This window comes from Aliiroseovarius conchicola (assembly GCF_041403445.1).
Taxonomy (GTDB): Bacteria; Pseudomonadota; Alphaproteobacteria; order Rhodobacterales; family Rhodobacteraceae; genus Aliiroseovarius; species Aliiroseovarius conchicola.
In genome coordinates, this window is sequence record NZ_JBGEHL010000003.1 from 195,615 (window position 1) to 219,365 (window position 23,751).

Consider the following 23,751-nt stretch of genomic DNA (forward strand, 5'->3'; position numbering starts at 1 on the left):
AGGCAACCTCGTTCTTGTGTTTATGCCGCTTGTTTGTCGATCAAGCGTCGTTTTGATCGGGCTGCCCCGAAGGTTTGTTTTGCGTGGGTAAGGCATCGGCGAGCGTGCTCCTCATACCCAAGCTCAGCCACACGACTTTGATTTGGAAGTTCAACGGAGTAGTTCATAGGCGGGCAACGCTCGATTATGCCTTCAAAATCGATCCAACCCTCACCGGGATAAAGCCGTGCATCACGAGCCAGCTGGATCATCCCTTCACGGGTATCCGCAATGCCTGGAAGACAGTCAGAGATATGAAGGAAATGCAGCCATTCTTGAGGAACATGCAGCAGTTCTCCAAGATCAACACGACTGAGGTGAAGATAGAGCGTATCCACAAGGATACCCCCATTGGGCCGATCAGCCGCACGGACAATATCCAGCGCTTCGTCCAGTGTACGCAGCCGCGAGAAGGACGGGAATTCAAGATCAATAGTCAATCCATAAGGAGCGGCAAGATCACAGGTCTCGGCATAGGTGTCCAATATGAAATTGCGATCGTCACGGCGCTTGGTCCAAGCTGACATGATCATATGGCCGGCGTTGACACGCGCGCCCAACTCTAATGCCGCTTCGAATTCCCGAGGATTACAGTCTTCGGTAATTCTGGCCAATTCGACATCGAGCACCTTCAGTCCTGTCGTATCCAAGGCTGTCCGGAGCGCCTGTATCTGGGCAGTATCCAACGGTGCGCGATCAAACTCTCCCGGCACATTCATGGGGATGAAGCGAGGACTGACTGCATCATATCCTGCGCGAGCTGCGATGTAGACCAACTCGGCTGGCGTGCAGTTAATCAGCGTCAAATGCGCTAGAGAGTAAATCGGGGCTGTATCAACACACAAGGTCTGCGGCATCACGCCACCTTTCATATCAGAATCGACTGATTGACCTATATTTTAGAAATTATCTGATATTTTGTAAATCATCAATTTCGCGGACAGAAACCCACGCGCCGTGCTGCTGGTGCGACCTGAAGGCTGCATCGACAAACCGAACTCCATCTGCTCCGTCCGCCACTCGCGGCATATCGAGCCACGTATCCGGCACACGCCTTCCATCCCGCCACGCGGCAATCGCCATAGCCAGTTCGACATAGAGATTTCCCCACGCCTCGATGATTCCCTCTGGGAAACCCCTTGCGGTCCTGATCAGTCGTTCAACCGAAGGACTAACGCCCTGACCGTGACCGCGACTTATTATCTGATCCGGGGCTCCAAAACGGTTGAACTGCAGCTGTTCAGAATTCTCCAAATCCCATTCCAAGCCGCCCTCAGAGCCAAAGATCCGCAGCCGCAACCCACCGCGGTTCCCAGGGGCAAGCCGAGTGCAGATTAATGTACCAGGTACATCACCTTCAAACCGGGTCATCATAAAGGCCGTGTCCTCTAGTGCTTTCGGCGCGCCGCAAACATGAAAATCCGCTTTTACATCGGTCAGGGTCAAACCACTGACAAACTGGGCGAGATGCGCAGCATGCGTACCAATATCACCCACACAACTGGTTCTGCCGGACTTGGATGGGTCCAAGCGCCATTTTACATGCGGCGCATCACATATTTCTCCAGATGTCATCCAGTCTTGCATGAACTCTACGTGGATTTGGTTGACCTCCCCAATTCCTCCTTTAGCGACAATTTCACGTGCCTGGCGGATCATGGGAAAACAAGACATGGCGTATGAAACGCCGAAGACGCTGCCAGCTGCATTCGTAGCATCAACAAGGTGCTGGGCTTCCGTGATCTCATCTGTCAGCGGCTTGTCGCAAAGAACGCCGATACGTGCATTAAGGAACGCCAGCGCGGACGTGAAATGAACATGGTTAGGCGTGGTGATCATGACTGCATCCACACCATCGGAACGTGCGGCCTCTACTTTCGCCATCTCTTCGAATGAACAGTAACAGCGTTCTTCGGAAAGAAACCAATCTTTTGCCGCGGTTTTGGCCCGGACGGGATCAGAAGAAAACGCTCCGGCAACAATCTCCCAACGATCAGTCAATCGGGCAGCCATGGCTTGCATGGTCGATATCCGACCACCTCCCACAACACCCAATCGCAGTCTGCGTGACAACTTGGGAAACGGCGCGTCAAAATCAATCTGATCTGGAAGCAACATTCATATACCTCTTATGCTGGCGGCTTGGCATCACTAGGAAGCATTTCGACGGCCATGAAGACCGACGGCGTGATGGTTTCGTATTGATGCCAAGGGAAATTTCCACCAGCATCGTACATTGGGCGATGTGTAGACCCAGGGGCCATCGGTTCTTCGAGATAGAGCGTGTTGATATCTTTTTCCCTGCATTGCTGCATCTTGCCAAAGCCCATGATCTGAGTGTGAACCTCGCGAAAACCCGGCACCGAACAGAAATCATGATCCTTGTGCAAGCCGACATTCAGCGGCACCGTGGCCGAATGGTAGATCGTCAATCCGAACTGCCCGACCCAAACCTTTGGTGACATGTAGTGACCGATACCTCGCAGCCGCTCCTCTCCGCGAACGTCATATGCTGATGGCCAATGAGCACGCATTTCTCTCATCAGACTAGTTTGGTCTTTGTGTTTGGCGAAGCCTTCGACAAGCACGGCATGTTGGACGGGGAAAATTTGGGTTTCTCTCAGAATTGCCGATTGAAGATAAGCTATTTTCTGTCCTCGGACACCGATCGGCGTTTGAGAGAGGTTCAGCACGATCGTCTTATCGGTGATCTCCACCGACGCTTCTTCCAGTACAACTCTGACCAAGAAGAACGGATCTGCAATATTCAAGTCGTTAATCGGCACGGGACCACCTATGGATAGTGTTCAGGTAAGATGTCTGGGATTGGAGGGCGGCTATTGATGTCAATAAATCGCCCGGCAATCGGGCTGTCTACGATGCCAGTCATGATTTCGAGCACATGATAGGCCAGCTCTCCACTGCAACGCGGCACTCGGCCGTTTTTAATAGCGTCGGCCATCTCGATCAAACCTAAGCCGCGATTATCCGCATTCAACCCATGCAAATTCTTTGCAACCTGCCAATGCTCCCGCCCCTTAGGGCGCGGCTGGTGGCTCCACCGGGAAGTCTTCTGCGTACGATACCAAACCTCGCCTTGAAACATGTTCGCACCGTGAACGGGATCAGGGTCGGGAATACAAATTGTACCGTTTTCGCCGTAGATTTCAAAGCGGGGCATCTCGCTATCCCAAACATCGAAACTCATGGTAATTGAGCCTATGACACCACTTTCAAACTCCAACATGCCCTGAACATGCGTGTCGACCTCAACATCCATCCAATCGCCGTGGCGGGGTCCGTTTTCGATCATGCGCCTCTCAAACGCACGATTAGCCAGCCCCACAACTCGGGCGACGGGACCCAAAAAAAAGACCATTGCTGACAGGTAGTACGGACCCAGATCTAACATCGGACCTCCACCCGCCTGATAATAGAAATCGGGGTTGGGATTGTGGCGCTCGGTCCCGTGAGTGCCAACAAATGCAGCCACGCCCGTGGGGCGACCTATCACTCCTTCGTCGAGTATCCGCCGCACCGTCTGCCATCGGCCACCCAAAAAAGTATCTGGTGCGTTGCCGACGGTTAGGCCCAGTTCGTTGGCCCGGTCTAGGACTAGTCGCCCTTGGGCAAGATCGGCGACCAAAGGCTTTTCAGAATACACATGCTTGCCCCGCTCCAGAGCCGCAAGACTGATTTGTGCATGAGCTGCGGGGATTGTCAGGTTCAAGATCGCGTCAACAGTCGGATCATCGAGGATCTCGTCCGGCGAAGCCACATGCGGCACACCATATTTTGCCGCCTTGGCCCAACTTTCGCGCAGGTCTAGGCTGCCGCAAACCGCAACCTCCACCGTTTTGGATTTTGTTAATGTCTTAAGATAGATATCACTTATACGACCTGTTCCAATCAGGCCGACCCGGAAGGCTTTCGCCGTGTTAGTCATGATCCTCCATCGGTTCATAAAGGGGAAAGTAAGCAGGCGGCATGGGCCCTTTATTCCGGCCGCCTTGCTGGATCTGTTCCCACCCGTGAGCGAGAACGCCGACGGAGCGGGACAAACAGAACAGGCCCCTTGATAATGGCGGCGGGAAGCCCAACTCGCAAAAGATGACTGCAGTCGCCCCATCGATATTCATCGCTATTTCGGAACCACGCTGGCGGCCGATCTCGATCTGTACGGCCTCGCCGATATCGGCAAACCGTCCTGAGACGGTGCCTTGTTTCGCGGCATTTCGGACCAGCTCCATCAAGCGCGGAGCCCGCGGATCGACGGGTTTATGAAATCTATGGCCAAATCCCGAGACGATCTTGCCGTAGGTTTCACGCCATAGCGCGATGCCTTGTGTTGTTGCTGAGGTCAGTTCGTCGCCAGCATCCAATCGCTTCGCGATATCGAGATACAACTCTGCGCATTGTTCACCGGCTCCACCATGTATATCGCCCAACATGTTCACACCTGTGGCCATAACATTGTTAAGACCCACACCACAGGTTGCCGCCATGCGAGCCGCGGCAATTGAAGGCGCTTGAGGGCCGTGGTCCACACCTGCCACCAGAGCATATTCCAACAACGCCGCTTGTTCTGGGGACGGTAACTCCCCACGTGTCATGAGCCATATCATCTGGGGAAAGCTGGCATTACCAATCAGTTCCTGTACCGGATACCCACGGAAAGCAATCTTTCCCGGTTCCATGTCAATGATGGACGTGCGCCACCAACTCCGTACCGCCTGCGCATCGTTGGTCATGCCGGTTGCCCCTCTTTCATGTATCTATTCTGAGCGGCAAGCCGGATCGGCGCGTTGCGCGCACCGTACCCGTCATATCCGCCTCTCCGTTCGACCACTTCAAAGAAAAAACCGGTGAACATCGGGAGGCCATAGATCTGAAGATACTCGCCGCCACCGTCCCGATCATACAGAATATGACCCTCGCGCAATTGGGCCACGAAGGTGGCATCCAAACCAAATCTGGCTCCTAAATCTAAGTAGTAGTTGTCAGGAATAGTGAGACGTCGGAAACCCACCCGCGCCAATCGCTCTGAGGTTTCGAAGATATCGTCGCTTAAAAACGCTACGTGTTGGACGCCTGCCCCGAACTGATCAGCAAGAAAGGCCCCTGCGAACGTCCGGCGCTCCCCCGCGCCATTCAAGTTGAGCCGCACTTCGCCTTCGGGGCTGGAGAGTGCTTGACTCAACACGACACCGGACGGGTCAGCCACGTCAACTATGGGTGCTTTCTCCATCTCCAAGGTGGTCGTGTAGTAGGTTAGCCAACTTTGCATCTCTTGATACCGCATCGTTTGTGCGACGTGATCAATCCGCCGAATGCCTGCGGGCGCGATTGCCTCCGTTTTTGATACGAGATCAAATTCAATGTCCCAAACTCTGTGTAGTTCCGACTTTTCATCAATGAAGTGAACAATATTTCCACCGACCCCTCGGATCGCAGGTATATCGAGCTCATCCGTGCCTACAGGCTGGTGGAACTCCGGCGCACCAAGCGCAGAGGCCCGTGCGACTGTGTTCGCCGCGTCGCGCACGCGTAGGCCCATATCGCATACCGTCGGACCGTGTTCTGCAAACGCCTTTGCGGCATATCCAGCATTGTCGGAGTTCACGACTAAATTCACCGCACCCTGTCTCCAAAGCTCCACCGACTTAGAGACATGCCGACGCTCCCTGCGAAAACACAACGCCGAAAGGGTGGCCGTCAATTGCTGCCGGGCATCATCGTCAACTGCGAACTCCAAAAACTCAAACCCACTCGGGTATCCGCGCGGAGGAAGCGCTTGCACCGGTTGTTGCAAGGCGGGCTCTGTCGTCGACACATCGTCAAGAAGAGACACCAAAGCGCGATAAGCATCGCGCGTATAGTATTCGTGCCCGCCTTGTGCAGTGTCATGTACGCCAGCAATAGACCAAGGTCCGTCGTAACCAGAACGCGCTACCACCCGGACAAAACTTGCTAGGTTCAACTCGCCTTGGCCGGGAAGAAGGCCAACATGACTTTTCACAGCTGTTGCGCCTGCGGTGACCATGGATGCATCGGAGAGTTGTGCATGAAAAACGCGACGGCCGGGTATGTCACGCAACCGCGCGGGTTGCGAGCCGTCTGCCAATGAAAAGCGTGAGTTGAGAGCGAGACCCAAACCTGCATCGTCGACTTTTTCGACCAATTCTAGGGCATCCAGTTCACGTTTATGAAGTTGCGCCCAAGGCTGTGCGACCAACGCAGCCCTACATCCGGCGGCCCTTGCCCGCTGGGCCAGTTCGGCATAGTCTGAAAAGATCACATCTGGTTTGGTTGACGCTTCGCGATGCGTGGATGTACCAACTAACAATGTATGTGCTCCGAGCCGTTGCATCAGATCAAGTTTCTGATCAAGCCGCCGAAAAGCCAACGCTCTTGCATCACCCGTGAGTCCGGCAAAATCATGAAAAGGAAGCAGCGCGTCTATAGTCAAGCCCAATGAAGATGCAAGCTTCCCAACTTCTGCCGCGTCACCCGAAAACCCTATCAAATCAGGTTCGTTGAGCTCCAGTCCGCTAAAACCAGCCGACGCGATTGCATTCATCTTGGCAGGTAGATCGCCAGGGACGGATGTCGTCGCCAAACAAAGCCGCATTAACCCTGATATCCAAGCAACCTTGGCAGCCACAGCACCAAATCAGGAGAGAAGATCATTAGCAGAAGCGCTGCAACCAGAACAGCCAAGAACGCCCAAATCTCCGAGATAATCTCGCGGAGCGGTATATCAGTGACCGCATTGATCACAAACAATAGAATCCCGTAGGGCGGCGTGATTAGTCCGATCATCGAGTTCACGACAACAAGCACGCCGAAGTGTACTAGGTCGATCCCAAGAGCCTCGCAGGTCGGAATAAACAACGGAACAATCACCAAAATAATCGTTGTGGCATCAAGTACGCAACCCAACAGCAAGATCAGCACATTGACCGCGATCAGGAACATTATGGGGCTAACGTCTGCCCCCTCCAGCATGGCCGAAATAGACTGAGGAATCTGCTCTTGAATAACGATAAAGTTTAGGATGAACGCACCACCGATGACCACGCCAACCGATGCCGAAGAGCGCGCACTGTCAACGAACACGCGGCAAAGCGCTTTGAAGGACAAGGCGCGGTAAAATAGTGCGGCAAGCATTAGCGCATAGAATGCCGCGACCGCGGCCGCTTCAGTGGGGGTCGTGACACCTCCGTAGATACCGTAAAGCAGGATCGCGGGCATCAACAAGGCCGGGAATGCGTTGGCGGTCTTACGAGGCAGCTCCCTCAGCGGTATCGGGTCTTCCAATGCAAAACCACGTTTGCCTGCGAGGTAGTAGTTCATCGCCATCAAAACGACGCCCATAATCAAGCCGGGCAGGATACCAGCAAGGAACAGTGAGCCGATGGAGGCCTTTGAAACCAGCGCGTAGAGAACCATTGGGATTGACGGAGGGATAATCGGGCCGATCGTGGCCGACGCGGCTGTGATTGCGGCTGCGTACCCACGACTATAGCGGCCATCCTTGGTCATCATCTCAATGATGATTTTGCCGATCCCCGCCGCATCTGCGACAGCCGAGCCAGACATGCCCGAGAAGATCAGCGAGGCAACAACATTTACATGCCCCAGTCCACCTTTAAACCGCCCAACGGCCGCCACACAGAAATTCAGCAACCGGTCCGTAATCGACCCGGCATTCATGATATTGGCGGCGACGATAAAAAGGGGCACGGCCAAAAGAATCGTACTTAGATAAAAGCCTTGCAGGATTTTTTCGCCCGCTAGCGCGACGTCCAGGCCTGATAAACCGAGATAAACAACGGACGCCAATAGGATCGAATACCCGATGGGCGTCCCGACCCCAGCAAGGACAAACAATGTCAGCAGACAGGAAAGAAGTTCAAAGCTCATGACGCATTTCCGTCGGTGGCGACGTGTTCGTCTGCTTCTTCAACGACCATTTCCAGTTCTGTTTTCGGCGGGCCATTGCGTAAAATGTCCACGAACATCCACGCATATCGAGCGGCGACAGCCAACATGAACACGGCGTAGATTGAGAACACATCGCGCAGAGGGATTTTGTTGCCCGTGAATGGGTTACGCACGGTCGACGTTTTGCGGATCTTCATCCAGTCGATGTAATCCCAAGTCGGTAAAAAGGTATAAAGCATCCCAATCACAATCGCTGCAGCGGCTATCAAGGACATGATCTGGCGGGCGCGGCGGGGCGCGGACAGATAGACTATGTCGAACTTCACGTGATCGCGTTCGCGCACCACGAAGGCGCAGCTAAAGAAGATTACCCAGACCCAGAGGATGCCGATCAGCTCAAGCGTCCAACCAGCAGGTGTGAAGAAGTAGCGCAGAATAATCTGCAAAAGAAAGGTTAGGAAGATTGCCGCCAGTAAGCCGCCAGCAATCGCTTCTGCAAGTCGGGAGAACCACCTGATTGTTGTCTTCATGGCAATTCCCCCTTCTTGATTAGATCAGCTCACAGTCTGGCTCAGTTACCAAGCGCGTTGATCTTGTCCAGAACACCCTCGGGCCATGTGGCCGCAAACTCGCTGTCAAGATACATGGACTGGACCTGCTCGCGGAATGCAGCGAGATCTGGCTCGTAGACCGACATGCCCTGCTCTTCTAAAAAAGCCACAAGACTGTCCTCCTTTTCAAGCTGCTTGACGCGACCACTTTCAGCAGCGGCATCAGCAGCGGCTTGAACTTTCTCTTGTTGCTCAGGTGTCAAACCGTCCCAGACAGCTTTCGAGATCGCAATGTAGTTCAAGTCAACGAGGTGCGACGTCAGAACAATCTGACTTGTCACTTCGTAGAATTTTGCGTCCACGACAGTTGGTAGCGGGTTGTCCTGGCCATCAACAGCGCCCGTTGACAAGGCTGTGTAGACTTCCGAGAACGCCATAGGTGTTGGCGCGGCGCCAAGGGCTTTTCCGAGGAACTGCCACGCATCCGTGCCGGGCATGCGTAGGTTCACACCTTCAAGGTCAGCGGGCGTCGTGACCGCCAGCTCTTCCTTAGGTTGGCGCAGGTTTACCTGACGGCGGCCCAAATACATAACCGCCAACAGCTTGATGCCCAGTTCGTCTTCTACCTTTTGCTTGAAAGGTTCCATCAACTCGTCATTAAAGACGGCAACCTGATGAGCTGCGTCTTGGTGGACATACCCGGCTGTAAAGATCGAAAACTCTGGAAAGAACTGCGCCAATTCTTGCGCCGAGGTGATCGACATTTCCAAGTTCCCACGCGAAATCGCGTCAAGTTCGGTGCCTTGGGCAAAAATCGTACCATTATAGCTGGGCTGATAGTCGGCAAAGTCGGCAACCATCGGCGCAAACACTTCTGCCATCGCGACTGAACGCTGATCCGTCTCCGAACCAGAGGTGGCAAGACGCAGCTGCACCTTGTCCTCGGCTAGACCGATGCCGGCCGTGCCGGCCAATACGCCTGCAGCAACAAGTGCAGACATCGCAACCCTGCGTGTCAATTTCGTGATCATACTTCTCCTCCCATTGGTGTGACCTATTACTTTGGTCGGTTTAATTATTCCTGATTTTAGTATTTTTGCAAGATATTTTGAAAAATATCTGATATTTTATATTGCTACAGTATGTGTGTTCACATCGGAATGCTCCGCCATCTCGGCAATCACAACCGACTTGCCACTCTGCGCCGAGATAGCAATTGCCTCTACAACTTCGAGCGACTTCAGCCCTTCCAGACCAGAAACCAAAGGTGCTTCTCGACCCCTGATCACGCGTACAAAGTGATGCATCTGCGCAACCAGGGGATCCTCAGTTTGGCAGGTCAATGTTTGGGCGTGAATAGGCGACCACCAATCCGGACCACCTTCATGTTGCCAAACACGTAGGTCCGGTAGCGACAATGCCCCATCCGATCCGCCAATCAGATAACAGCTTTCGCTGGTGGCTGGATAAGCGGGATTCTCTCGTGAAGTAAGTTCCCAACTCCAAGGGCCAACAATGCTGTCCGACACAGAAATTGTTGCGACCGCACCTGACGCAAAAGTCAGAATTGCGCTGGCTAGATCTTCATTCTCGAACCCCCGACGCGACGGCACTGACAAAGCCTGTACCGCACCAACCTCGCCACAGAAATGGCGCAACAGATCCACGTCATGCACCAAGTTCACGGAAATTGGACCGGCGCCTTTTTTTGTTCGCCAAGGTGCTTGTTCGAAGTAGTAGTCCGGCTTGTAAAACCAACAAGTGGTTTGAACCGCTCGTACATCACCAATCTTGCCTGCCATGATTGCGTCTTTAGCAGCTTGAACCATACCGTTGTGTCGCCGGTGATGGCCGACCAATAACGGAACCTGAGCCAACTCAGCCGCCGCCGTTAGCTTTAATGCATCGCGCGAAGTCACAGAGATCGGCTTCTCGATCAGCGTCGGACAACCTTCTCGAATACAGAGAAGGCCCTGCTCAATATGAAGCGGCGTTGGCGTAGCAAGCACAACACCATCTGGACGATCATTTTGAAACATCTGCTCAAGTGAACTATAGACCGCTATTCCCAATGCCTTCGCGGCTACTCGCCCTTCGAGACTTGCTTCGACGACACTGGCAAGTTCTACATTCGGCGAAGACCGCAACACGTCTGCGTGCCGACGCCCGACCAACCCAAACCCAACCACTGCAATGCGCGATTTTCCTGCCATACTCGGATCCTTCGTGAATCGCCTCCGTCTCCTCAACACTAGCAACAGGAGTCATGGATTCGCAATAACATCTGATATTTTTATATTCGCCAGATTTTATTTTGAATTGAGGTCGGGCGACAAAACCCATAAATTGAATGATAACCTTAAAACAATCAGACGAAGACCATGGCCAAATCACTGAATGCAGTCGGCGCAAACACCTACCAACGCATCAAACGAGACATTATATTTGGAGATCTCGCTCCGGGCTCAAAGCTCAAGCTTGATGGCCTGAAGGACCGCTATGAGGCCAGCATGTCGACCCTGCGCGAGACCCTGAACCGCCTAGCCAGTGAGGGATTCGTCGCGGCGCAGGACCAGCGCGGTTTCTTTGTCACTGATGTATCGCGCGAGGATCTGACCGAAATCGCCAATCTGCGGGTGCTTTTGGAATGCCACGCCTTGAAACTATCGATCGCAAATGGCGACACTGATTGGGAAGGCAACCTGGTTGCCGCACACCACAAACTTCACCTGATGGAACAAAAGATGATGTCCGGCGACGATTCAGGTAAAGAGGACTGGAAGCGATACGACTGGGAGTTCCATCAAGCCCTAATTTCTGCCTGTGGCTCTCGCAACTTGCTATCCCTTCATGCCGTTCTTTTTGACAAGTATCTTCGCTACCAGATGCTCGTCCTGACATATAGGGGAGGCGAAGCCGTCCTGGAACATCAAGCCATGTTTGAAGCCGCCCTGAAACGCGATCAGGATCGCGCCGCTCAAGCGCTCCGAGCGCACGTGGAGAAGGGGCTGGAACACGCGCTGAAGGCATTCTAGTTTCGACGACGGCTAATTTAGAACGGCGAGCGGCTGCGACAGCGATCCCGCCGAAACGGACTGCAATCCTCCCCTGCAACTCAGACCCATCGCGAGAGTATTTGTGCATCCGCCACGCAAGATTGACGACTTTGGGCAGGAAGCACACGCCTCTCGCTGTCGTAAATTGCATCCCAACCAATTTCCCGTTATTCTACATCCAAATCGGGCGACAGATCCGGTCAGTTAGGCAGACATATATCGAGGATGGGCAATGAAACGGGTCGTTCTTTCACTTGCGCTTGTCACAGCATTTCTACCCAGTCAGGCGGCGTTCGCTGGCGGGTCCATTGAGCGGGCTTGTATGCGCGCGGATCGGGCAAGTGCATCACGGGCGCTTTGCAGTTGTATTCAGAACGTCGCAGAGGCGACGTTGACCGGGTCCGAACGCTCTAAGGTGGCGAAGTTTTTTAAGGATCCGCACAAAAGCCAGGCAACACGGCAATCTGACCGTCGCTCGGATGAAACATTCTGGAAAAAGTACAAAAAGTTCGGGCAGACGGTAGTCGCTCACTGCGGTCGTTGACGCGCAAACCACGCGGCCAGCCCAAGCGAAGCGGCTTCGACCAGATCAAGCGTCTGATCAAAATCGCGCGTATAATAGGGGTCCGGGACATGATCGAACCCTATTTTGGGCGCAAAAGAGGTGAACAGCACGACCGGTGTTGTAACGCCAGCGGGCCGCATCCGCTTGATGTCTCTTAGGTTGTTATCATCCATGGCAATAATCAGATCAAAGCGGTCAAAATCACCCGTATGGAATTGGCGAGCCCGCAAGTTTGACAGATCAAAGCCGCGCCGCTTTGCTGCATCTTGCATTGGCGCGTAGGGCGCGTCACCGTTATGCCAATCTGATGTCCCCGCACTATCCGCGACAACGTCCAAACCTGGATTGGATTGAGCTGTCTCACGAAACACAGCTTCGGCTGTTGGGGAGCGGCAGATGTTACCAAGGCAAACAAAGAGCACACGATGTTTCATACTGCATATGTAGCCCGGAGATCAATCGAATGCCATCCGATCTGATTGCTTAAAGGCGCAAGGTCGCCCACCGCACGCTCCACCCCTTGCAAACCCTTAAGATCACGGTCAAAAGCGCCATATGTCACGCGTCAAACCCTATGCTATGTCCTGCCCTGTTTCGCTGTCGCTCGACCTGTTGGGCAACAGATGGGCCATCCACGTTCTGCGCGAATTGCATGCAGGACCTGCCAGCTTTGCGCAGGTGAAATCCGGATTGCCGGGTATCGCGTCAAATATGCTGTCGGCCCGCTTGTCAGAGCTTTGCGAGGCTGGATTGATACAGAAAACCGGTCGTTCCTATTCCCTGACGCCCAACGGCCAAAACACGCGCCCCATTTTGTTTGAACTGGCGCGGTTTGGGCGTAAACTTGCGCCGCCCGATGCGCCATCCGACCCCGAGGGGCACGCCCACCGCGTGGTAATACTGGCGGGCGCAATCGAACGGGCCGCTGGGCCGCTTGATGAGATACGCGCCGAGATCTTGCTGAATGACAGCCCTCTGTCCCTGACAGTCTCGGGTGGCCGGGCCGCATTGCAGACGGGCCATATGCCGCTTGCTCCTGTGCGCATCGCTTTTGACTGGGCCGATGTTGAAGCGGTCGCAGATGGCGCGCAACGTGTCGCCGATTTCGCCGCCGATCGCGAGATCATCGCCGAAGACCCTTTGCAAGTTGCTGCTCTGTTAGACCTGTTGCAAAAAGCGATGGACATCTACGGGGGCTTCAAGTGAGCCATATTGTCATCCTTACCGGGGCTGGCATTTCCGCTGAAAGTGGGTTGGGGACTTTTCGTGACAAAGACGGCTTGTGGACCAAATACGATCTGGATGAAGTTGCGACCCCGGATGGGTTCGCTCGCAATCCGTCGCTGGTCCATGAATTCTACAACGCACGGCGTGCCAATTGCCTGACGGCCTATCCCAATTCGGCGCATAAGGCACTGGGCCAGCTACAAGCCTGTTATGCAGGCAGAGTGTCCATCGTCACCCAGAATGTTGATGATCTACACGAACGCGGGGGTGCAACGGACGTGATCCATATGCACGGGGAATTGTCTGGTGCACTGTGCGACGCCTGCGGCCACCGCTGGCCCGCGCCGCCGGTTATGTCTCCTGACACGCTCTGCCCCGCCTGTCATGCGGCGCGCAGCCGTCCGGATATCGTGTGGTTCGGTGAAATGCCGTACCGCATGGACGACATCTATTCAGCCCTTGAAGGTGCGGATCTGTTTGTAGCGATTGGGACGTCAGGCAATGTATACCCGGCGGCAGGCTTGGTATTGGACGCCCGTACCATGGGCATCGCCACTCTAGAGCTCAACTTAGAGCCGTCGGAAACCGCAAGTGCCTTTGACGAGGCTAGGTTCGGTCCAGCAACGCGAGTGGTTCCCGACTGGGTGCAAGACGTTTTGGCGCAGGGTGCCTAGGGTCGGTGCCGCCCGTACTTTGCGCGTTCAACCTATGAAACTTTCGCCAGAAGACACCAGAGTAATTTCATGAGCTCTGGGCTTGAATAAAGCCGTAAACGGCGACGACCTTATTCAAGCTATTTGGGGCACGTGTACCTAGTTGGTAGCGTCGTGGCTATGCGTCATCGCATCCGGTTTGCGTTTCAGGTCCACCGGTATCTCGACAGACATTTCGCCTGCCTTCTCGAACACAAGGGTGATATTGATTGTCGAACCGTCTTCAAACGGTTGGTTCAACCCCATGAACATCACGTGATCGCCGCCACGTTTCAACGCATGCATACCACCCGCAGCAACGGGGAAGCCCCCCTCAACTTCCATCATCTTCATGACACCGTCTGCAGTTTCCATATGGGTGTGAAGCTCGACCCGCTTTGCAACATCAGACTTGACGGCGATCAGCCTGTCGTCTTGGTCACCATGGTTCATGATTTCAAAGAATGCAGCACCGGCGATGGCATTCATACCCGAGGCACGGGCATAAGCGTCGTTGATCATGATACTTTCGTCGGCGAAAGCGGGAAGCGTCGTCAGAGTGGCCGCGACAGCCGCGATTAGTGTTCGTATATGGGACATGGTTGTTTCCTTTGGTCCATCGATTGTTGATCTGAGAGTTAGGGTCAGATCAAAGTCGGCGGGCCTCGGGCAGAGGGGATAAGCTCAGCGCGGCCTTCGAGGGAAACACGCCGTGCTATCTGCACAGATGCGACAAGCCGGCCCTCGGGCTGGTAAACTGTTGGAACAGTAAACTCTGCCGCAAATATCTGTGCGCCATCGGGGCAGAGGTGTATCGATTCGACGGGCTCGCCATCGGGGCCGATCACCAGAGTGGTCATTCCCACACCGGTGCAAATCACCATCTCGATCCTGTTTTCAAGGTCGGGATGAGTACCCCGCGCATCTGCAAGCGCAAAACTGGCGATGGTCACGGCAAATGCCAAAAAATATGCGAACGCAACGCGGATCATGCGCCAACTGCTATGCGCTCTGTTTGCTTTTCACAAGTGACAAAACGTATCACATGCCTACACGCGAAAACCGCCCAAAGCGGAAAAGCTTGGGCGGTTCAATCCGGTCAGTCCGGGGCACGAAAAACTTAGGCTGCGGCCAGAGCTTTCGCGACTTCTTTCTTGATCTTCAGCGCGTTGGCCGACAGCTCAACGTCTTTGGCTTTTGCCAAGAACGCGTCCAGTCCACCGCGGTGATCAACCGAGCGCAACGCAGCGGCAGAAATGCGCATCTTGAACCCACGGCCCAGTGCTTCCGACTGCAACGTCACATCATTCAAGTTCGGCAGAAACCGGCGGCGGGTTCTGTTTTTGGCGTGGCTGACATTGTTGCCAGTCATCGGGCCTTTTCCGGTCAGTTCGCAAACGCGCGACATGGTCTTATCCTTGCTCTCTCGGGCCAGATTGGTGAAATCTTCAGCGCGCCCTCGCGCCGCTCACGTCCAGCCGGTCAATACAAACGGGCGCCGCAATGGCAGCGCCCCGAATTCCGTCCGCGGTGAATAGACGCGTTCGGGGGGGACGTCAAGTGAGTCGTAGCACCCTGATCAGGAATTTTCAGCGGACACCCTGCCCTTTGCTTTCACACCAAAACTGTGGATACCCAGCACTTTTTTCTTGTCCCAAATATCCTGGGGTGAATGCGCGAAAGCGCAGAGGGGCAAAGCCCCTAAGCGCCCTGAACCCCGCACCACACATCACATCAATCCTCAGCCAAAAACCCGCCCGACTGACGCTGCCACAACCCGGCATATACCCCAGACCGAGCCAACAATTGATCATGACTCCCGTCCTCGATGACACGTCCTTCGTCCAGAACAATGATCCGATCCATCTGCGCAATGGTCGACAACCGGTGGGCAATGGCGATCACCGTTTTGCCCTCCATCATGCCATAGAGCGTCTTCTGGATCGCCGCTTCGACTTCGCTGTCCAACGCCGACGTTGCCTCGTCCAACACCAGAATAGGCGCATCCTTCAACATCACGCGCGCGATCGCGATCCGTTGGCGTTGACCACCGGATAGTTTCACGCCTCGCTCGCCAACATGGGCGTTGTAACCACTGCGCCCTTGCGGATCTTCTAAGGTCTGAATGAACTCATGCGCCTCTGCCCGATCAGCGGCCGCAAACATCATATCCTCGGTCGCGTCTGGGCGACCATAAAGGATATTGGCTCGCACAGATCGGTGCAGCAGACTGCTATCTTGCGTCACCATCCCGATCTGCGCGCGCAGGCTGTCTTGCGTGACTTGCCGAATATCCTGACCATCAATCACAATGCGGCCACCTTCCGGGTCACGAAAACGCATCAACAGATTTACCAAGCTCGATTTACCCGCGCCTGAGCGGCCGACCAGCCCGACTTTTTCGCCCGGATGAACGGTCAGCGTTACATTATCAAGCCCACCCGAGCCTTTCCCGTAGTGGTGTGTTAGCCCTTCGAACGTGATCTCGCCGCGATCCAACGACAAGGCAGGTGCATCCGGTGCATCATTTAGTTCATGCTCAACCGCGATCGAGCGAAGCCCTTCACGGATCACACCCATATGTTCAAACAGACGGATCGTGACCCACATGATCCAACCCGACATACCATTCAGACGCACGACAAGCGCTGAAGCAGCCGCAACCTCGCCTACGGTCACAATGCCAAGTGACCAGAGCCAGACAGCTGTGCCCAACACACCGACGATTAGAAACCCGTTCAGAAGGTTCAATCCAAAGCTCATTTGGGTCATGAGACGTAGGAAACGCTGGAACCGCAGGCGCAATCGCCGCAAGGACGACAGTGCATATCGCTCCTCTCCGGCCCCCTGCGAGAACAGCTTGACGCTTTCGATATTCGCATAGGCGTCCACGATCCGCCCGGTCACAAGCGACCGTGCGTCTGACCATTTCTCAGACGCCACTGCGACGCGTTTGGCGATGTGGCGCACATAGAGGATATAGAGCACGAGCCATATGCCCAGCGGCAAGGCCAGCCAAGGATCAACTTGGCCAAGGATTACCATCGCGCTCAGCACATAGGTCGTAGCGTAGAAAATGCCTTCGAAGAACATATAGGTACTGTCTTCGACCGCTGGCCCAAGTTGCATGACACGATTGGACAATCGGCCTGCGAAGTCGTTTTGGAAGAAGCCAAGAGACTGCCCCAGCATGTGGCGGTGCGCCCGCCAGCGCACTTGTTCTTGCATATTCCCAGCCAAGGTCTGTTCCAACAGGAAATGGTTCGCTGTGATCGCCACTGGCCTAAGGAAGATGATGAACAGTGCCGCCAATAGTAGTTCCAACCCGTTGGTCTTCCAGAAGCTATCGGGCGTAGAGGCATCCATCAGGTCAACCACATGACCGGTATAGAAGATCAACCCTGTTTCAATCAGCGCGACGACAACCCCGGTCAGCGCCATCCAGATCATCAGCTTTCGGAACGGTTGGAATTGGGATTTGAAGAACGGCCAAAGCTGTTTGGCCGGCGTACGGTTGTCACCGGTAGTGAAGGGGTCGACGAGATTTTCGAAGTAACGGAACATGTCTGCGCTCCATGCGCTGAAAGGAATAGAAATGTGAAAACGAGGGCTGGCGACAGCCCATCAGGACCGGTGCGCTAGCCTTGGTATGGGGTCCTGAAAAATCGCATTCGGCATTTCTCCTTCAATGTCCGTGAGGCGACGCTAACCCAGATGTTAGCGTCGATCAACCCCCCGTTGAGGAAAGTTTCCGGTGGCTCACATGGTGAGCCTGAGGGGCGCTGCCCCTCGCAGCAAAGCTGCTCACCCCGGGATATTTGGGACAAGAAAAACGGAGACCTAGTTGGCAAATCTCGTGTGCAGACGCAGTTCGGCCAGAACCTCTTCGGCGGCGCGTGTCGCGGATATTTCGCCTGCTGCAACGCGGTCACCCAGGTCGTTGATCCGGGCGCGGGTGCCGGCTTGGGTTAGCACGGACAGAAGTCCATGGCGCAGGTCTTCCTCGAACCAGTGGCGGGCTTGTTGAGCGCGGCGTTTGTTCCAATGGCCTTCGGCCTTGCGCCAATCGACAAGTTCTTTCATCGCGGCCCAGGCGTCGATCAGCCCGTCCTGCGTCACCGCTGAGACAGTCATGGCTTTGGGATAGCCATCGGGGTCGTATATACGTTTGCGCAGAAGGCGCAGGGCCCCGGAATAGTCGGCGCAGGTGCGGATCGCGGTTGATTTCAGGTCTCCGTCCGCCTTGTTCACAAGGATCAGGTCAGCGATCTCCATGATGCCACGTTTGACTCCCTGCAACTCATCACCGCCCGCGGGCGCCAGCAAAAGCAGGAACAGATCCGACATCTCGGCCACCATGGTTTCGCTTTGGCCAACACCGACAGTTTCGATCAACACGACGTCGAACCCCGCTGCTTCGCAAAGCGCCACGGCTTCGCGGGTGCGCCGCGCAACACCCCCCAACTGCGATTGCGACGGCGACGGGCGGATGAATGCGTTTTTCTCGCGACTCAAATGTTCCATTCGGGTTTTGTCACCAAGGATCGACCCCCCAGAGCGGGCCGAGCTGGGATCAACAGCGAGTACAGCGACTGTTAGTCCTTGCTGGATCAGGAACATGCCAAAGGTTTCTATGAAAGTGGATTTACCGACACCGGGTGTACCGGACAGCCCGATCCGAAGCGCCTGACGACCGTTTGGGGAAAGCATGTCCAAAAGTTCCGTCGCCTGCGTGCGATGATCTGAACGGCCGCTTTCGACAAGAGTGATTGCGCGCGCCAATGCACGCCGCTCACCTGCTGCCACGCGTGTTGCCAGATCGTGAATGTCCATGTCGCCTCCAACCTTCGGATCAGTCATGCCGCGCCACGCACGTGCTGTCCAGTGGTCTGGTGCAAACCGGGCGCAAACCTGCAGCAAACATCTGGACCACACGCTGATCACACCCGATAAGAGGGCATGACTGACCGCCTGCCCATCTTTGATGCCATTCCCGACCTACTGACCGCATTGCGCGGGTCGGGGCGGGCCGTTTTGATGGCGCCACCCGGTGCAGGGAAAACGACCGTCGTGCCGCTGGAAATGCTGGCGGCGAACCTTTTCGACGGTAAGCTCGTAATGCTCGAGCCACGTCGTTTGGCCGCCCGCGCGGCGGCAGAGCGGATGGCACAGACGTTGGGCGAGCCTGTGGGCCAGACCATTGGCTTTCGCATTCGCGGCGAAGCGAAGGTCAGCAAGACCACCCGGATCGAGGTTGTCACCGAAGGCATTCTCACGCGGATGCTGCAATCCGACCCCTCGCTTGACGGCATTGGGGCGGTGATCTTTGACGAGTTTCACGAGCGATCCCTGAATGCAGATCTTGGGCTGGCCCTGACGTGGGAGGCGATAGGCGCACTTAGAGACGATCTAAAACTGGTGGTAATGTCGGCCACGCTGGACGCGGACCCCGTGGCAAGATTGTTGGGTGATGCCCCTATTGTACGCTCCGACGGTCGGACCTTTCCGGTGGAGACGCGACACCTCGACAAACCATTGCCCAAGACCGCCAGATTGCCCGACGCAACGGCCAGCTTGGTTCGCAATGCATTGAGCGAGACGGAAGGCGGCGTCTTGGTGTTCTTACCCGGCGAGGGGGAAATCCGCAGGACCGAAGCAGCACTACGCGCTGATCTGCCGGATGGTTGCCACCTTCACCCCCTGTTCGGCGCGATGGACTTCGCCGCTCAGCGGGCGGCGATTGCGCCAGCCAAATCTGGACGCAAGATCGTGCTTGCAACGTCAATCGCCGAGACCTCATTGACCATTCAGGATGTCCGAGTGGTAGTCGATGCGGGACAAGCACGGCGCGCGCGGTTCGATCCCGGATCTGGCATGTCGCGATTGGTGACCGAACGCGTATCAAAAGCCGAAGCCGAACAACGCCGAGGTCGTGCAGGTCGTGTGGCGCCTGGTGTCTGTTATCGACTGTGGACAAAGGGAGAGGAAGGCGGCCTGCCCGCCTTTCCGCCCGCTGAAATCGAAACCGCCGATTTGGCCCCACTGGCCTTGGAACTTGCCAGATGGGGCAGCCCAAACGGTGAGGGGTTGGCGTTTCTGACGCCGCCCAACGCGGGTGTCATGGCCGAGGCGCAAGCGCTTTTACAAAGCCTTGGGGCGCTCGATAGAGACCTCCGTATCACACCACATGGTGAAGCGCTTGCCCGATTGCCTATGCACCCACGCCTTGGCCATATGCTGGCCACGGCGGGTTCTTCGGCTGCAGAACTGGCCGCACTTTGGGGGGATCGCGACCCCCTTCCCCGCGCGGCACCCCACGATTTGTCCCTACGGCTTGAGGCGATCCGAGACCCGAAGGCTTTTGAGCGCCAACGTGGGATTGCCCCCAACCGCGGTGGGATCGCGCGTATCCGGGACGAGGTCGGGCGGATACGCCCGATGGTTAAGCGCACGGACAAATCCTTTTCAGACGCCCAAATGGCCGCTTTGGCCTATCCCGACCGCGTGGGCCTGCGACGGCCCGGCGACACGCCTCGATTTGTTCTGTCTGGTGGCAAGGGTACGATAATGGACGAAGGCGATGTCTTGGCAGGCGCCCGTCTGATCGTCGTGACAGACACTGACGGCAACCCGCGCGAAGCGAAGATCAGACAGGCCATCCAAGTCAGCGAAGGAGAGCTGCGCGAGCTGTTTGCAGACGAGATCGAATGGATTGATCACTGCGCATGGTCCAAGCGCGAAGGTCGTGTGGTGGCCAGACGACAAGAACGCCTTGGCGCGTTGGTTCTGGAAGATCGCATGTGGAAGGACGCTCCAGACCACGCCGTCGCGCGGGCTATGCTGGATGGCGTGCGCGATTTAGGACTTCGACCATCAAGCGCCGCGCGCCGCTTCATCGCCCGTGTGGAGCTTTTACGGGCCGGCGGACAGGATCTTCCGGATATGTCAGACGACGCACTAATGGATCAGTTGGACGTCTGGCTGCTTCCGCATCTGTCCGGAGTTAAGACCACCACAGATTGGAAGAAGTTCGACATACTGGATGCCTTGCGCTCGCGGATGGATTGGAGCCAAATGTCGCGCGTTGACGATCTGGCACCCGCGCATTTCACCACACCTATGGGACGTAAAACCCCGATTGATTATTCGGGCGAAGCACCGGAAATCAGCCTGCGTTTGCAGGAAATGTTCGGTGTGACCCGCCATCCGACGGTGGGGAATACACCGCTGCGCGTGACCCTGTTATCGCCCGCCCAGCGCCCTGTGCAAACCACGACAGACCTCCCGAATTTCTGGGCCACCAGCTATGCGGACGTGCGCAAAGACATGCGCGGACGCTATCCAAAACACCCTTGGCCCGAAGACCCAACGCAAGCCGATCCGACCATCCGCGCAAAACCGCGAAAGAGCTAAATTTCTGCGTTTTACGAGCGAAAACAAGCCTTCACAGGTCGTTTACTTGCATTTAACCAGCATTCTCCCATATTGTAGGGGCTACAAAAACGAATAAAAAACACGCGCAGGTCAAAAAAAATGTCGTCTATGCTGAAGCACGCTTGGCGAGAGTATGTCTCTCCCATGTTCCAACGTCCCAATCGGTTGCAGGTCGCGGCCTTGTGTTATCGCGGTAGTGGTGACGACAAAGAAGTGCTGCTTGTGACCTCGCGCGGGACTGGACGATGGATCCTACCAAAAGGCTGGCCGATGGATGGGAAAAATGCGGCAGAGGCTGCGCAACAGGAAGCATGGGAAGAAGCAGGTGTTGTCAAAGGCCAGCTGGACCGTGCCCCGATTGGGGAATTCTCGTCAGAGAAAGAAATGGACAGCGGCGGCATCGCGCGCTGTACCACGTCAGTTTATCCGCTGAAGGTCGAGAAACTGGCCGATGAATTTCCCGAGTCCGACCAGCGTAAACGAACCTGGGTGCCTGCTGAGATAGCCGCGGTACTGGTCGCAGAAAAAGACCTGCAAAAAATCCTCCGCGAATTTTGAGCATATCCCTTCTTTGACTGACCAAAACTAGGTCAATCCGGTTGCATTTGCCGCGCCAACCCGCTAGCGCAGGCGCTGAATTGTAACGGCTGCACAACAGTCGTGTAACAGCGCCCAAAGCGTTCGCCTTAGCCGGGGATATGACAGTGAGCACCGACCAGAAAAGCAACCAATGGAAAACACTGGATAAAGACCTGAACCGGATCAGTCAGGTCGAGTATGCTACGCAATATGTCGCGCGTCCGCTGGTCGGGCTGGGCGTCGCGCTCGCATTTATCGTCGTCGCCGCTTTGGGCGCAGCGGTCTTCTTTGGTCAAACGCCGACATCACTTGTCGTTGTTATCGCCGCGGCGTTCGGGGCCTATATGGCGCTGAACATTGGGGCCAACGACGTCGCCAACAATATGGGCCCTGCCGTGGGCGCCAACGCACTGACGATGGGCGGCGCCATTGTGATTGCCGCGCTTTTTGAGAGTGCTGGCGCATTGCTTGCTGGCGGCGATGTCGTCTCGACCATCTCGAAAGGGATCATTGACCCCTCGGGGTTCGAGCACACGCGAACCTTCGTCTGGGCGATGATGGCCGCACTGATCTCCTCCGCGCTTTGGGTGAACCTCGCAACATGGGTTGGGGCACCAGTATCCACCACACACTCGGTCGTGGGCGGTGTCATGGGCGCTGGGATCGCAGCCGCTGGCTTTGCTGCGGTAAGCTGGCCCACAATGGGCAAAATCGCCGCGTCGTGGGTCATTTCACCCGTACTGGGCGGGGTTATCGCCGCTATGTTCCTTGCGTTGATCAAACACAAGATCGTCTATCAGGACGACAAGATCGCCGCCGCGAAACGATGGGTGCCAATTCTGATCGGGATTATGGCCGCTGCGTTCGGCGCGTATCTATCCATCAAGGGTCTGAAACGGATCATCAAAATCGACCTTGGCACGGCGCTTATGATCGGCGCCACCGCTGGTGCCATCGCCTATGTCGTAACCGCCCCCCTGATTGCCCGCCAAGCCGAAGGGCTTGAGAACCGCACAAAATCCCTGAAAACTTTATTTGCCCTGCCACTGATCTTTTCGGCCGCCCTTCTGTCCTTTGCCCATGGCGCAAATGATGTGGCCAACGCCGTCGGCCCACTGGCCGCAATTGTACATGTGGAAAGCTTCGGAGACTTCGCCGCCAAGGTGTCCATCCCTACATGGGTCATGGTGATCGGCGCGTTCGGTATCAGCTTTGGCCTGATGCTGTTTGGCCCGAAACTCATCCGCATGGTGGGCAGTCAGATCACCAAACTGAACCCAATGCGCGCTTATTGCGTCGCCCTGTCAGCAGCCATCACCGTGATCGTCGCCAGTTGGCTGGGTCTGCCCGTCAGCTCAACCCACATCGCGGTGGGCGGCGTCTTTGGGGTCGGCTTCTACCGCGAATTCCATATGGAGCGCCGCTTGCGCAAATCCGCCGCCGCACGCCCCGAAGCTAAACGCATCGCACCCGAGGAACGCCGCCGCCGAAAACTGGTGCGCCGTTCACACTTCATGACCATCGTGGCGGCTTGGGTCATCACCGTACCCGCCGCCGCTGTCATGTCGGCGTTGATTTTTTACATGTTGAACGCGATTGTGGCCTAATACTCAACCGGCTTTTTCCTGTCCAAAATATCCTGGGGTGAGGCCGCAGGCCGA

Annotated in this window: 22 protein-coding genes; 6 read left to right on the forward strand and 16 right to left on the reverse strand. The window is 55.7% G+C overall.

Annotated elements, in window-relative coordinates:
* Positions 1-20 precede the first annotated feature (20 nt).
* The 10 genes from V6N04_RS06635 to V6N04_RS06680 form a co-directional block, all read right to left on the reverse strand.
* Positions 21-896, reverse strand: coding sequence for a sugar phosphate isomerase/epimerase family protein (locus tag V6N04_RS06635; protein WP_371169356.1), 876 nt, complete (start codon positions 894-896; stop codon positions 21-23).
* 49 nt (positions 897-945) lie between these two features.
* The gene (locus tag V6N04_RS06640) at positions 946-2,157 is read right to left on the reverse strand and encodes a Gfo/Idh/MocA family protein (RefSeq protein WP_371169357.1); all 1,212 of its coding nucleotides are present in this window, start codon (positions 2,155-2,157) and stop codon (positions 946-948) included.
* 11 nt (positions 2,158-2,168) lie between these two features.
* The gene (locus V6N04_RS06645; protein ID WP_371169358.1) at positions 2,169-2,825 is read right to left on the reverse strand and encodes a hypothetical protein; all 657 of its coding nucleotides are present in this window, start codon (positions 2,823-2,825) and stop codon (positions 2,169-2,171) included.
* 8 nt (positions 2,826-2,833) lie between these two features.
* Positions 2,834-3,985, reverse strand: coding sequence for a Gfo/Idh/MocA family protein (locus V6N04_RS06650; RefSeq protein WP_371169359.1), 1,152 nt, complete (start codon positions 3,983-3,985; stop codon positions 2,834-2,836).
* Positions 3,978-4,790: a citryl-CoA lyase gene (locus tag V6N04_RS06655; RefSeq protein WP_371169360.1), complete on the reverse strand. Its 813-nt coding sequence runs from the start codon at positions 4,788-4,790 to the stop codon at positions 3,978-3,980. The genes V6N04_RS06650 and V6N04_RS06655 overlap by 8 nt, the downstream gene beginning before the upstream one ends.
* Positions 4,787-6,670, reverse strand: a complete 1,884-nt coding sequence (locus V6N04_RS06660; RefSeq protein ID WP_371169361.1) for a bifunctional sugar phosphate isomerase/epimerase/4-hydroxyphenylpyruvate dioxygenase family protein — start codon at positions 6,668-6,670, stop codon at positions 4,787-4,789. Before V6N04_RS06660 ends, V6N04_RS06655 begins: the two co-directional genes overlap by 4 nt.
* Positions 6,670-7,965: a TRAP transporter large permease gene (locus tag V6N04_RS06665; RefSeq protein WP_371169362.1), complete on the reverse strand. Its 1,296-nt coding sequence runs from the start codon at positions 7,963-7,965 to the stop codon at positions 6,670-6,672. Before V6N04_RS06665 ends, V6N04_RS06660 begins: the two co-directional genes overlap by 1 nt.
* Complete coding sequence (locus tag V6N04_RS06670) at positions 7,962-8,516, reverse strand: TRAP transporter small permease (protein ID WP_371169363.1); 555 nt, start codon at positions 8,514-8,516, stop codon at positions 7,962-7,964. The genes V6N04_RS06665 and V6N04_RS06670 overlap by 4 nt, the downstream gene beginning before the upstream one ends.
* 41 nt (positions 8,517-8,557) lie before the next feature.
* Positions 8,558-9,568 carry a TRAP transporter substrate-binding protein DctP gene (dctP, locus tag V6N04_RS06675; protein WP_371169364.1) on the reverse strand — a complete coding sequence of 337 codons (1,011 nt, stop codon included), beginning with the start codon at positions 9,566-9,568 and terminating at the stop codon, positions 8,558-8,560.
* A 96-nt stretch (positions 9,569-9,664) separates the two neighbouring features.
* The gene (locus V6N04_RS06680) at positions 9,665-10,750 is read right to left on the reverse strand and encodes a Gfo/Idh/MocA family protein (RefSeq protein WP_371169365.1); all 1,086 of its coding nucleotides are present in this window, start codon (positions 10,748-10,750) and stop codon (positions 9,665-9,667) included.
* A gap of 168 nt (positions 10,751-10,918) precedes the next feature.
* Here V6N04_RS06680 and V6N04_RS06685 point away from each other — a divergent pair, with 168 nt between their 5' ends.
* Positions 10,919-11,572: a GntR family transcriptional regulator gene (locus V6N04_RS06685; RefSeq protein ID WP_371169366.1), complete on the forward strand. Its 654-nt coding sequence runs from the start codon at positions 10,919-10,921 to the stop codon at positions 11,570-11,572.
* A gap of 549 nt (positions 11,573-12,121) precedes the next feature.
* Here the strand turns inward: V6N04_RS06685 and V6N04_RS06690 are convergent.
* Positions 12,122-12,592 (reverse strand): low molecular weight protein-tyrosine-phosphatase, encoded by a 471-nt coding sequence (locus tag V6N04_RS06690; RefSeq protein ID WP_371169367.1) that lies wholly within the window; start codon positions 12,590-12,592, stop codon positions 12,122-12,124.
* Between the two features lie 121 nt (positions 12,593-12,713).
* On the opposite strand from V6N04_RS06690, the gene V6N04_RS06695 reads away from it, so the two are divergent.
* Both V6N04_RS06695 and V6N04_RS06700 read left to right on the forward strand, forming a co-directional pair.
* Entirely contained in the window at positions 12,714-13,364 is a 651-nt protein-coding gene (locus tag V6N04_RS06695; protein WP_371169368.1) for a winged helix-turn-helix transcriptional regulator, read from the forward strand.
* Positions 13,361-14,059, forward strand: coding sequence for an NAD-dependent deacylase (locus V6N04_RS06700; RefSeq protein ID WP_371169369.1), 699 nt, complete (start codon positions 13,361-13,363; stop codon positions 14,057-14,059). The genes V6N04_RS06695 and V6N04_RS06700 overlap by 4 nt, the downstream gene beginning before the upstream one ends.
* 138 nt (positions 14,060-14,197) lie before the next feature.
* Here the strand turns inward: V6N04_RS06700 and V6N04_RS06705 are convergent, their stop codons facing one another.
* From V6N04_RS06705 to meaB, 5 genes are all read right to left on the reverse strand, one after another.
* A complete protein-coding gene (locus V6N04_RS06705; protein ID WP_371169370.1) occupies positions 14,198-14,677 on the reverse strand; it encodes a copper chaperone PCu(A)C in 480 nt (159 codons plus the stop codon).
* A gap of 44 nt (positions 14,678-14,721) precedes the next feature.
* Positions 14,722-15,069, reverse strand: coding sequence for a hypothetical protein (locus V6N04_RS06710; RefSeq protein ID WP_371169371.1), 348 nt, complete (start codon positions 15,067-15,069; stop codon positions 14,722-14,724).
* A gap of 128 nt (positions 15,070-15,197) precedes the next feature.
* A complete protein-coding gene (gene rpmB, locus V6N04_RS06715; protein ID WP_371169372.1) occupies positions 15,198-15,485 on the reverse strand; it encodes a 50S ribosomal protein L28 in 288 nt (95 codons plus the stop codon).
* A gap of 326 nt (positions 15,486-15,811) precedes the next feature.
* Positions 15,812-17,641: an ABC transporter ATP-binding protein gene (locus V6N04_RS06720; protein ID WP_371169374.1), complete on the reverse strand. Its 1,830-nt coding sequence runs from the start codon at positions 17,639-17,641 to the stop codon at positions 15,812-15,814.
* 276 nt (positions 17,642-17,917) lie between these two features.
* Positions 17,918-18,910, reverse strand: a complete 993-nt coding sequence (gene meaB, locus V6N04_RS06725) for a methylmalonyl Co-A mutase-associated GTPase MeaB (protein WP_371169642.1) — start codon at positions 18,908-18,910, stop codon at positions 17,918-17,920.
* Between the two features lie 126 nt (positions 18,911-19,036).
* Between meaB and hrpB the strand changes: the two genes are divergently transcribed.
* The 3 genes from hrpB to V6N04_RS06740 all read left to right on the forward strand — a co-directional run bounded on the left by hrpB (position 19,037) and on the right by V6N04_RS06740 (position 23,697).
* Complete coding sequence (hrpB, locus tag V6N04_RS06730) at positions 19,037-21,490, forward strand: ATP-dependent helicase HrpB (RefSeq protein WP_371169375.1); 2,454 nt, start codon at positions 19,037-19,039, stop codon at positions 21,488-21,490.
* A gap of 120 nt (positions 21,491-21,610) precedes the next feature.
* Positions 21,611-22,069, forward strand: a complete 459-nt coding sequence (locus V6N04_RS06735) for an NUDIX hydrolase (protein ID WP_371169376.1) — start codon at positions 21,611-21,613, stop codon at positions 22,067-22,069.
* 140 nt (positions 22,070-22,209) lie between these two features.
* Positions 22,210-23,697 carry an inorganic phosphate transporter gene (locus tag V6N04_RS06740; RefSeq protein ID WP_371169377.1) on the forward strand — a complete coding sequence of 496 codons (1,488 nt, stop codon included), beginning with the start codon at positions 22,210-22,212 and terminating at the stop codon, positions 23,695-23,697.
* Positions 23,698-23,751: the final 54 nt, after the last annotated feature.

What these genes read in the sequence shown, in the direction of transcription:
- V6N04_RS06635 (WP_371169356.1), bottom strand. Translation starts at nt 896, where the DNA reads ATGCCGCAGACCTTGTGTGTTGATACAGCCCCGATTTACTCTCTAGCG.
- V6N04_RS06640 (WP_371169357.1), bottom strand. Translation starts at nt 2,157, where the DNA reads ATGTTGCTTCCAGATCAGATTGATTTTGACGCGCCGTTTCCCAAGTTG.
- V6N04_RS06650 (WP_371169359.1), bottom strand. Translation starts at nt 3,985, where the DNA reads ATGACTAACACGGCGAAAGCCTTCCGGGTCGGCCTGATTGGAACAGGT.
- V6N04_RS06655 (WP_371169360.1), bottom strand. Translation starts at nt 4,790, where the DNA reads ATGACCAACGATGCGCAGGCGGTACGGAGTTGGTGGCGCACGTCCATC.
- V6N04_RS06660 (WP_371169361.1), bottom strand. Translation starts at nt 6,670, where the DNA reads ATGCGGCTTTGTTTGGCGACGACATCCGTCCCTGGCGATCTACCTGCC.
- V6N04_RS06665 (WP_371169362.1), bottom strand. Translation starts at nt 7,965, where the DNA reads ATGAGCTTTGAACTTCTTTCCTGTCTGCTGACATTGTTTGTCCTTGCT.
- V6N04_RS06670 (WP_371169363.1), bottom strand. Translation starts at nt 8,516, where the DNA reads ATGAAGACAACAATCAGGTGGTTCTCCCGACTTGCAGAAGCGATTGCT.
- dctP (WP_371169364.1), bottom strand. Translation starts at nt 9,568, where the DNA reads ATGATCACGAAATTGACACGCAGGGTTGCGATGTCTGCACTTGTTGCT.
- V6N04_RS06680 (WP_371169365.1), bottom strand. Translation starts at nt 10,750, where the DNA reads ATGGCAGGAAAATCGCGCATTGCAGTGGTTGGGTTTGGGTTGGTCGGG.
- V6N04_RS06685 (WP_371169366.1), top strand. Translation starts at nt 10,919, where the DNA reads ATGGCCAAATCACTGAATGCAGTCGGCGCAAACACCTACCAACGCATC.
- V6N04_RS06690 (WP_371169367.1), bottom strand. Translation starts at nt 12,592, where the DNA reads ATGAAACATCGTGTGCTCTTTGTTTGCCTTGGTAACATCTGCCGCTCC.
- V6N04_RS06695 (WP_371169368.1), top strand. Translation starts at nt 12,714, where the DNA reads ATGTCACGCGTCAAACCCTATGCTATGTCCTGCCCTGTTTCGCTGTCG.
- V6N04_RS06705 (WP_371169370.1), bottom strand. Translation starts at nt 14,677, where the DNA reads ATGTCCCATATACGAACACTAATCGCGGCTGTCGCGGCCACTCTGACG.
- V6N04_RS06710 (WP_371169371.1), bottom strand. Translation starts at nt 15,069, where the DNA reads ATGATCCGCGTTGCGTTCGCATATTTTTTGGCATTTGCCGTGACCATC.
- rpmB (WP_371169372.1), bottom strand. Translation starts at nt 15,485, where the DNA reads ATGTCGCGCGTTTGCGAACTGACCGGAAAAGGCCCGATGACTGGCAAC.
- V6N04_RS06720 (WP_371169374.1), bottom strand. Translation starts at nt 17,641, where the DNA reads ATGTTCCGTTACTTCGAAAATCTCGTCGACCCCTTCACTACCGGTGAC.
- meaB (WP_371169642.1), bottom strand. Translation starts at nt 18,910, where the DNA reads ATGGACATTCACGATCTGGCAACACGCGTGGCAGCAGGTGAGCGGCGT.
- hrpB (WP_371169375.1), top strand. Translation starts at nt 19,037, where the DNA reads ATGACTGACCGCCTGCCCATCTTTGATGCCATTCCCGACCTACTGACC.
- V6N04_RS06735 (WP_371169376.1), top strand. Translation starts at nt 21,611, where the DNA reads ATGTCGTCTATGCTGAAGCACGCTTGGCGAGAGTATGTCTCTCCCATG.
- V6N04_RS06740 (WP_371169377.1), top strand. Translation starts at nt 22,210, where the DNA reads ATGACAGTGAGCACCGACCAGAAAAGCAACCAATGGAAAACACTGGAT.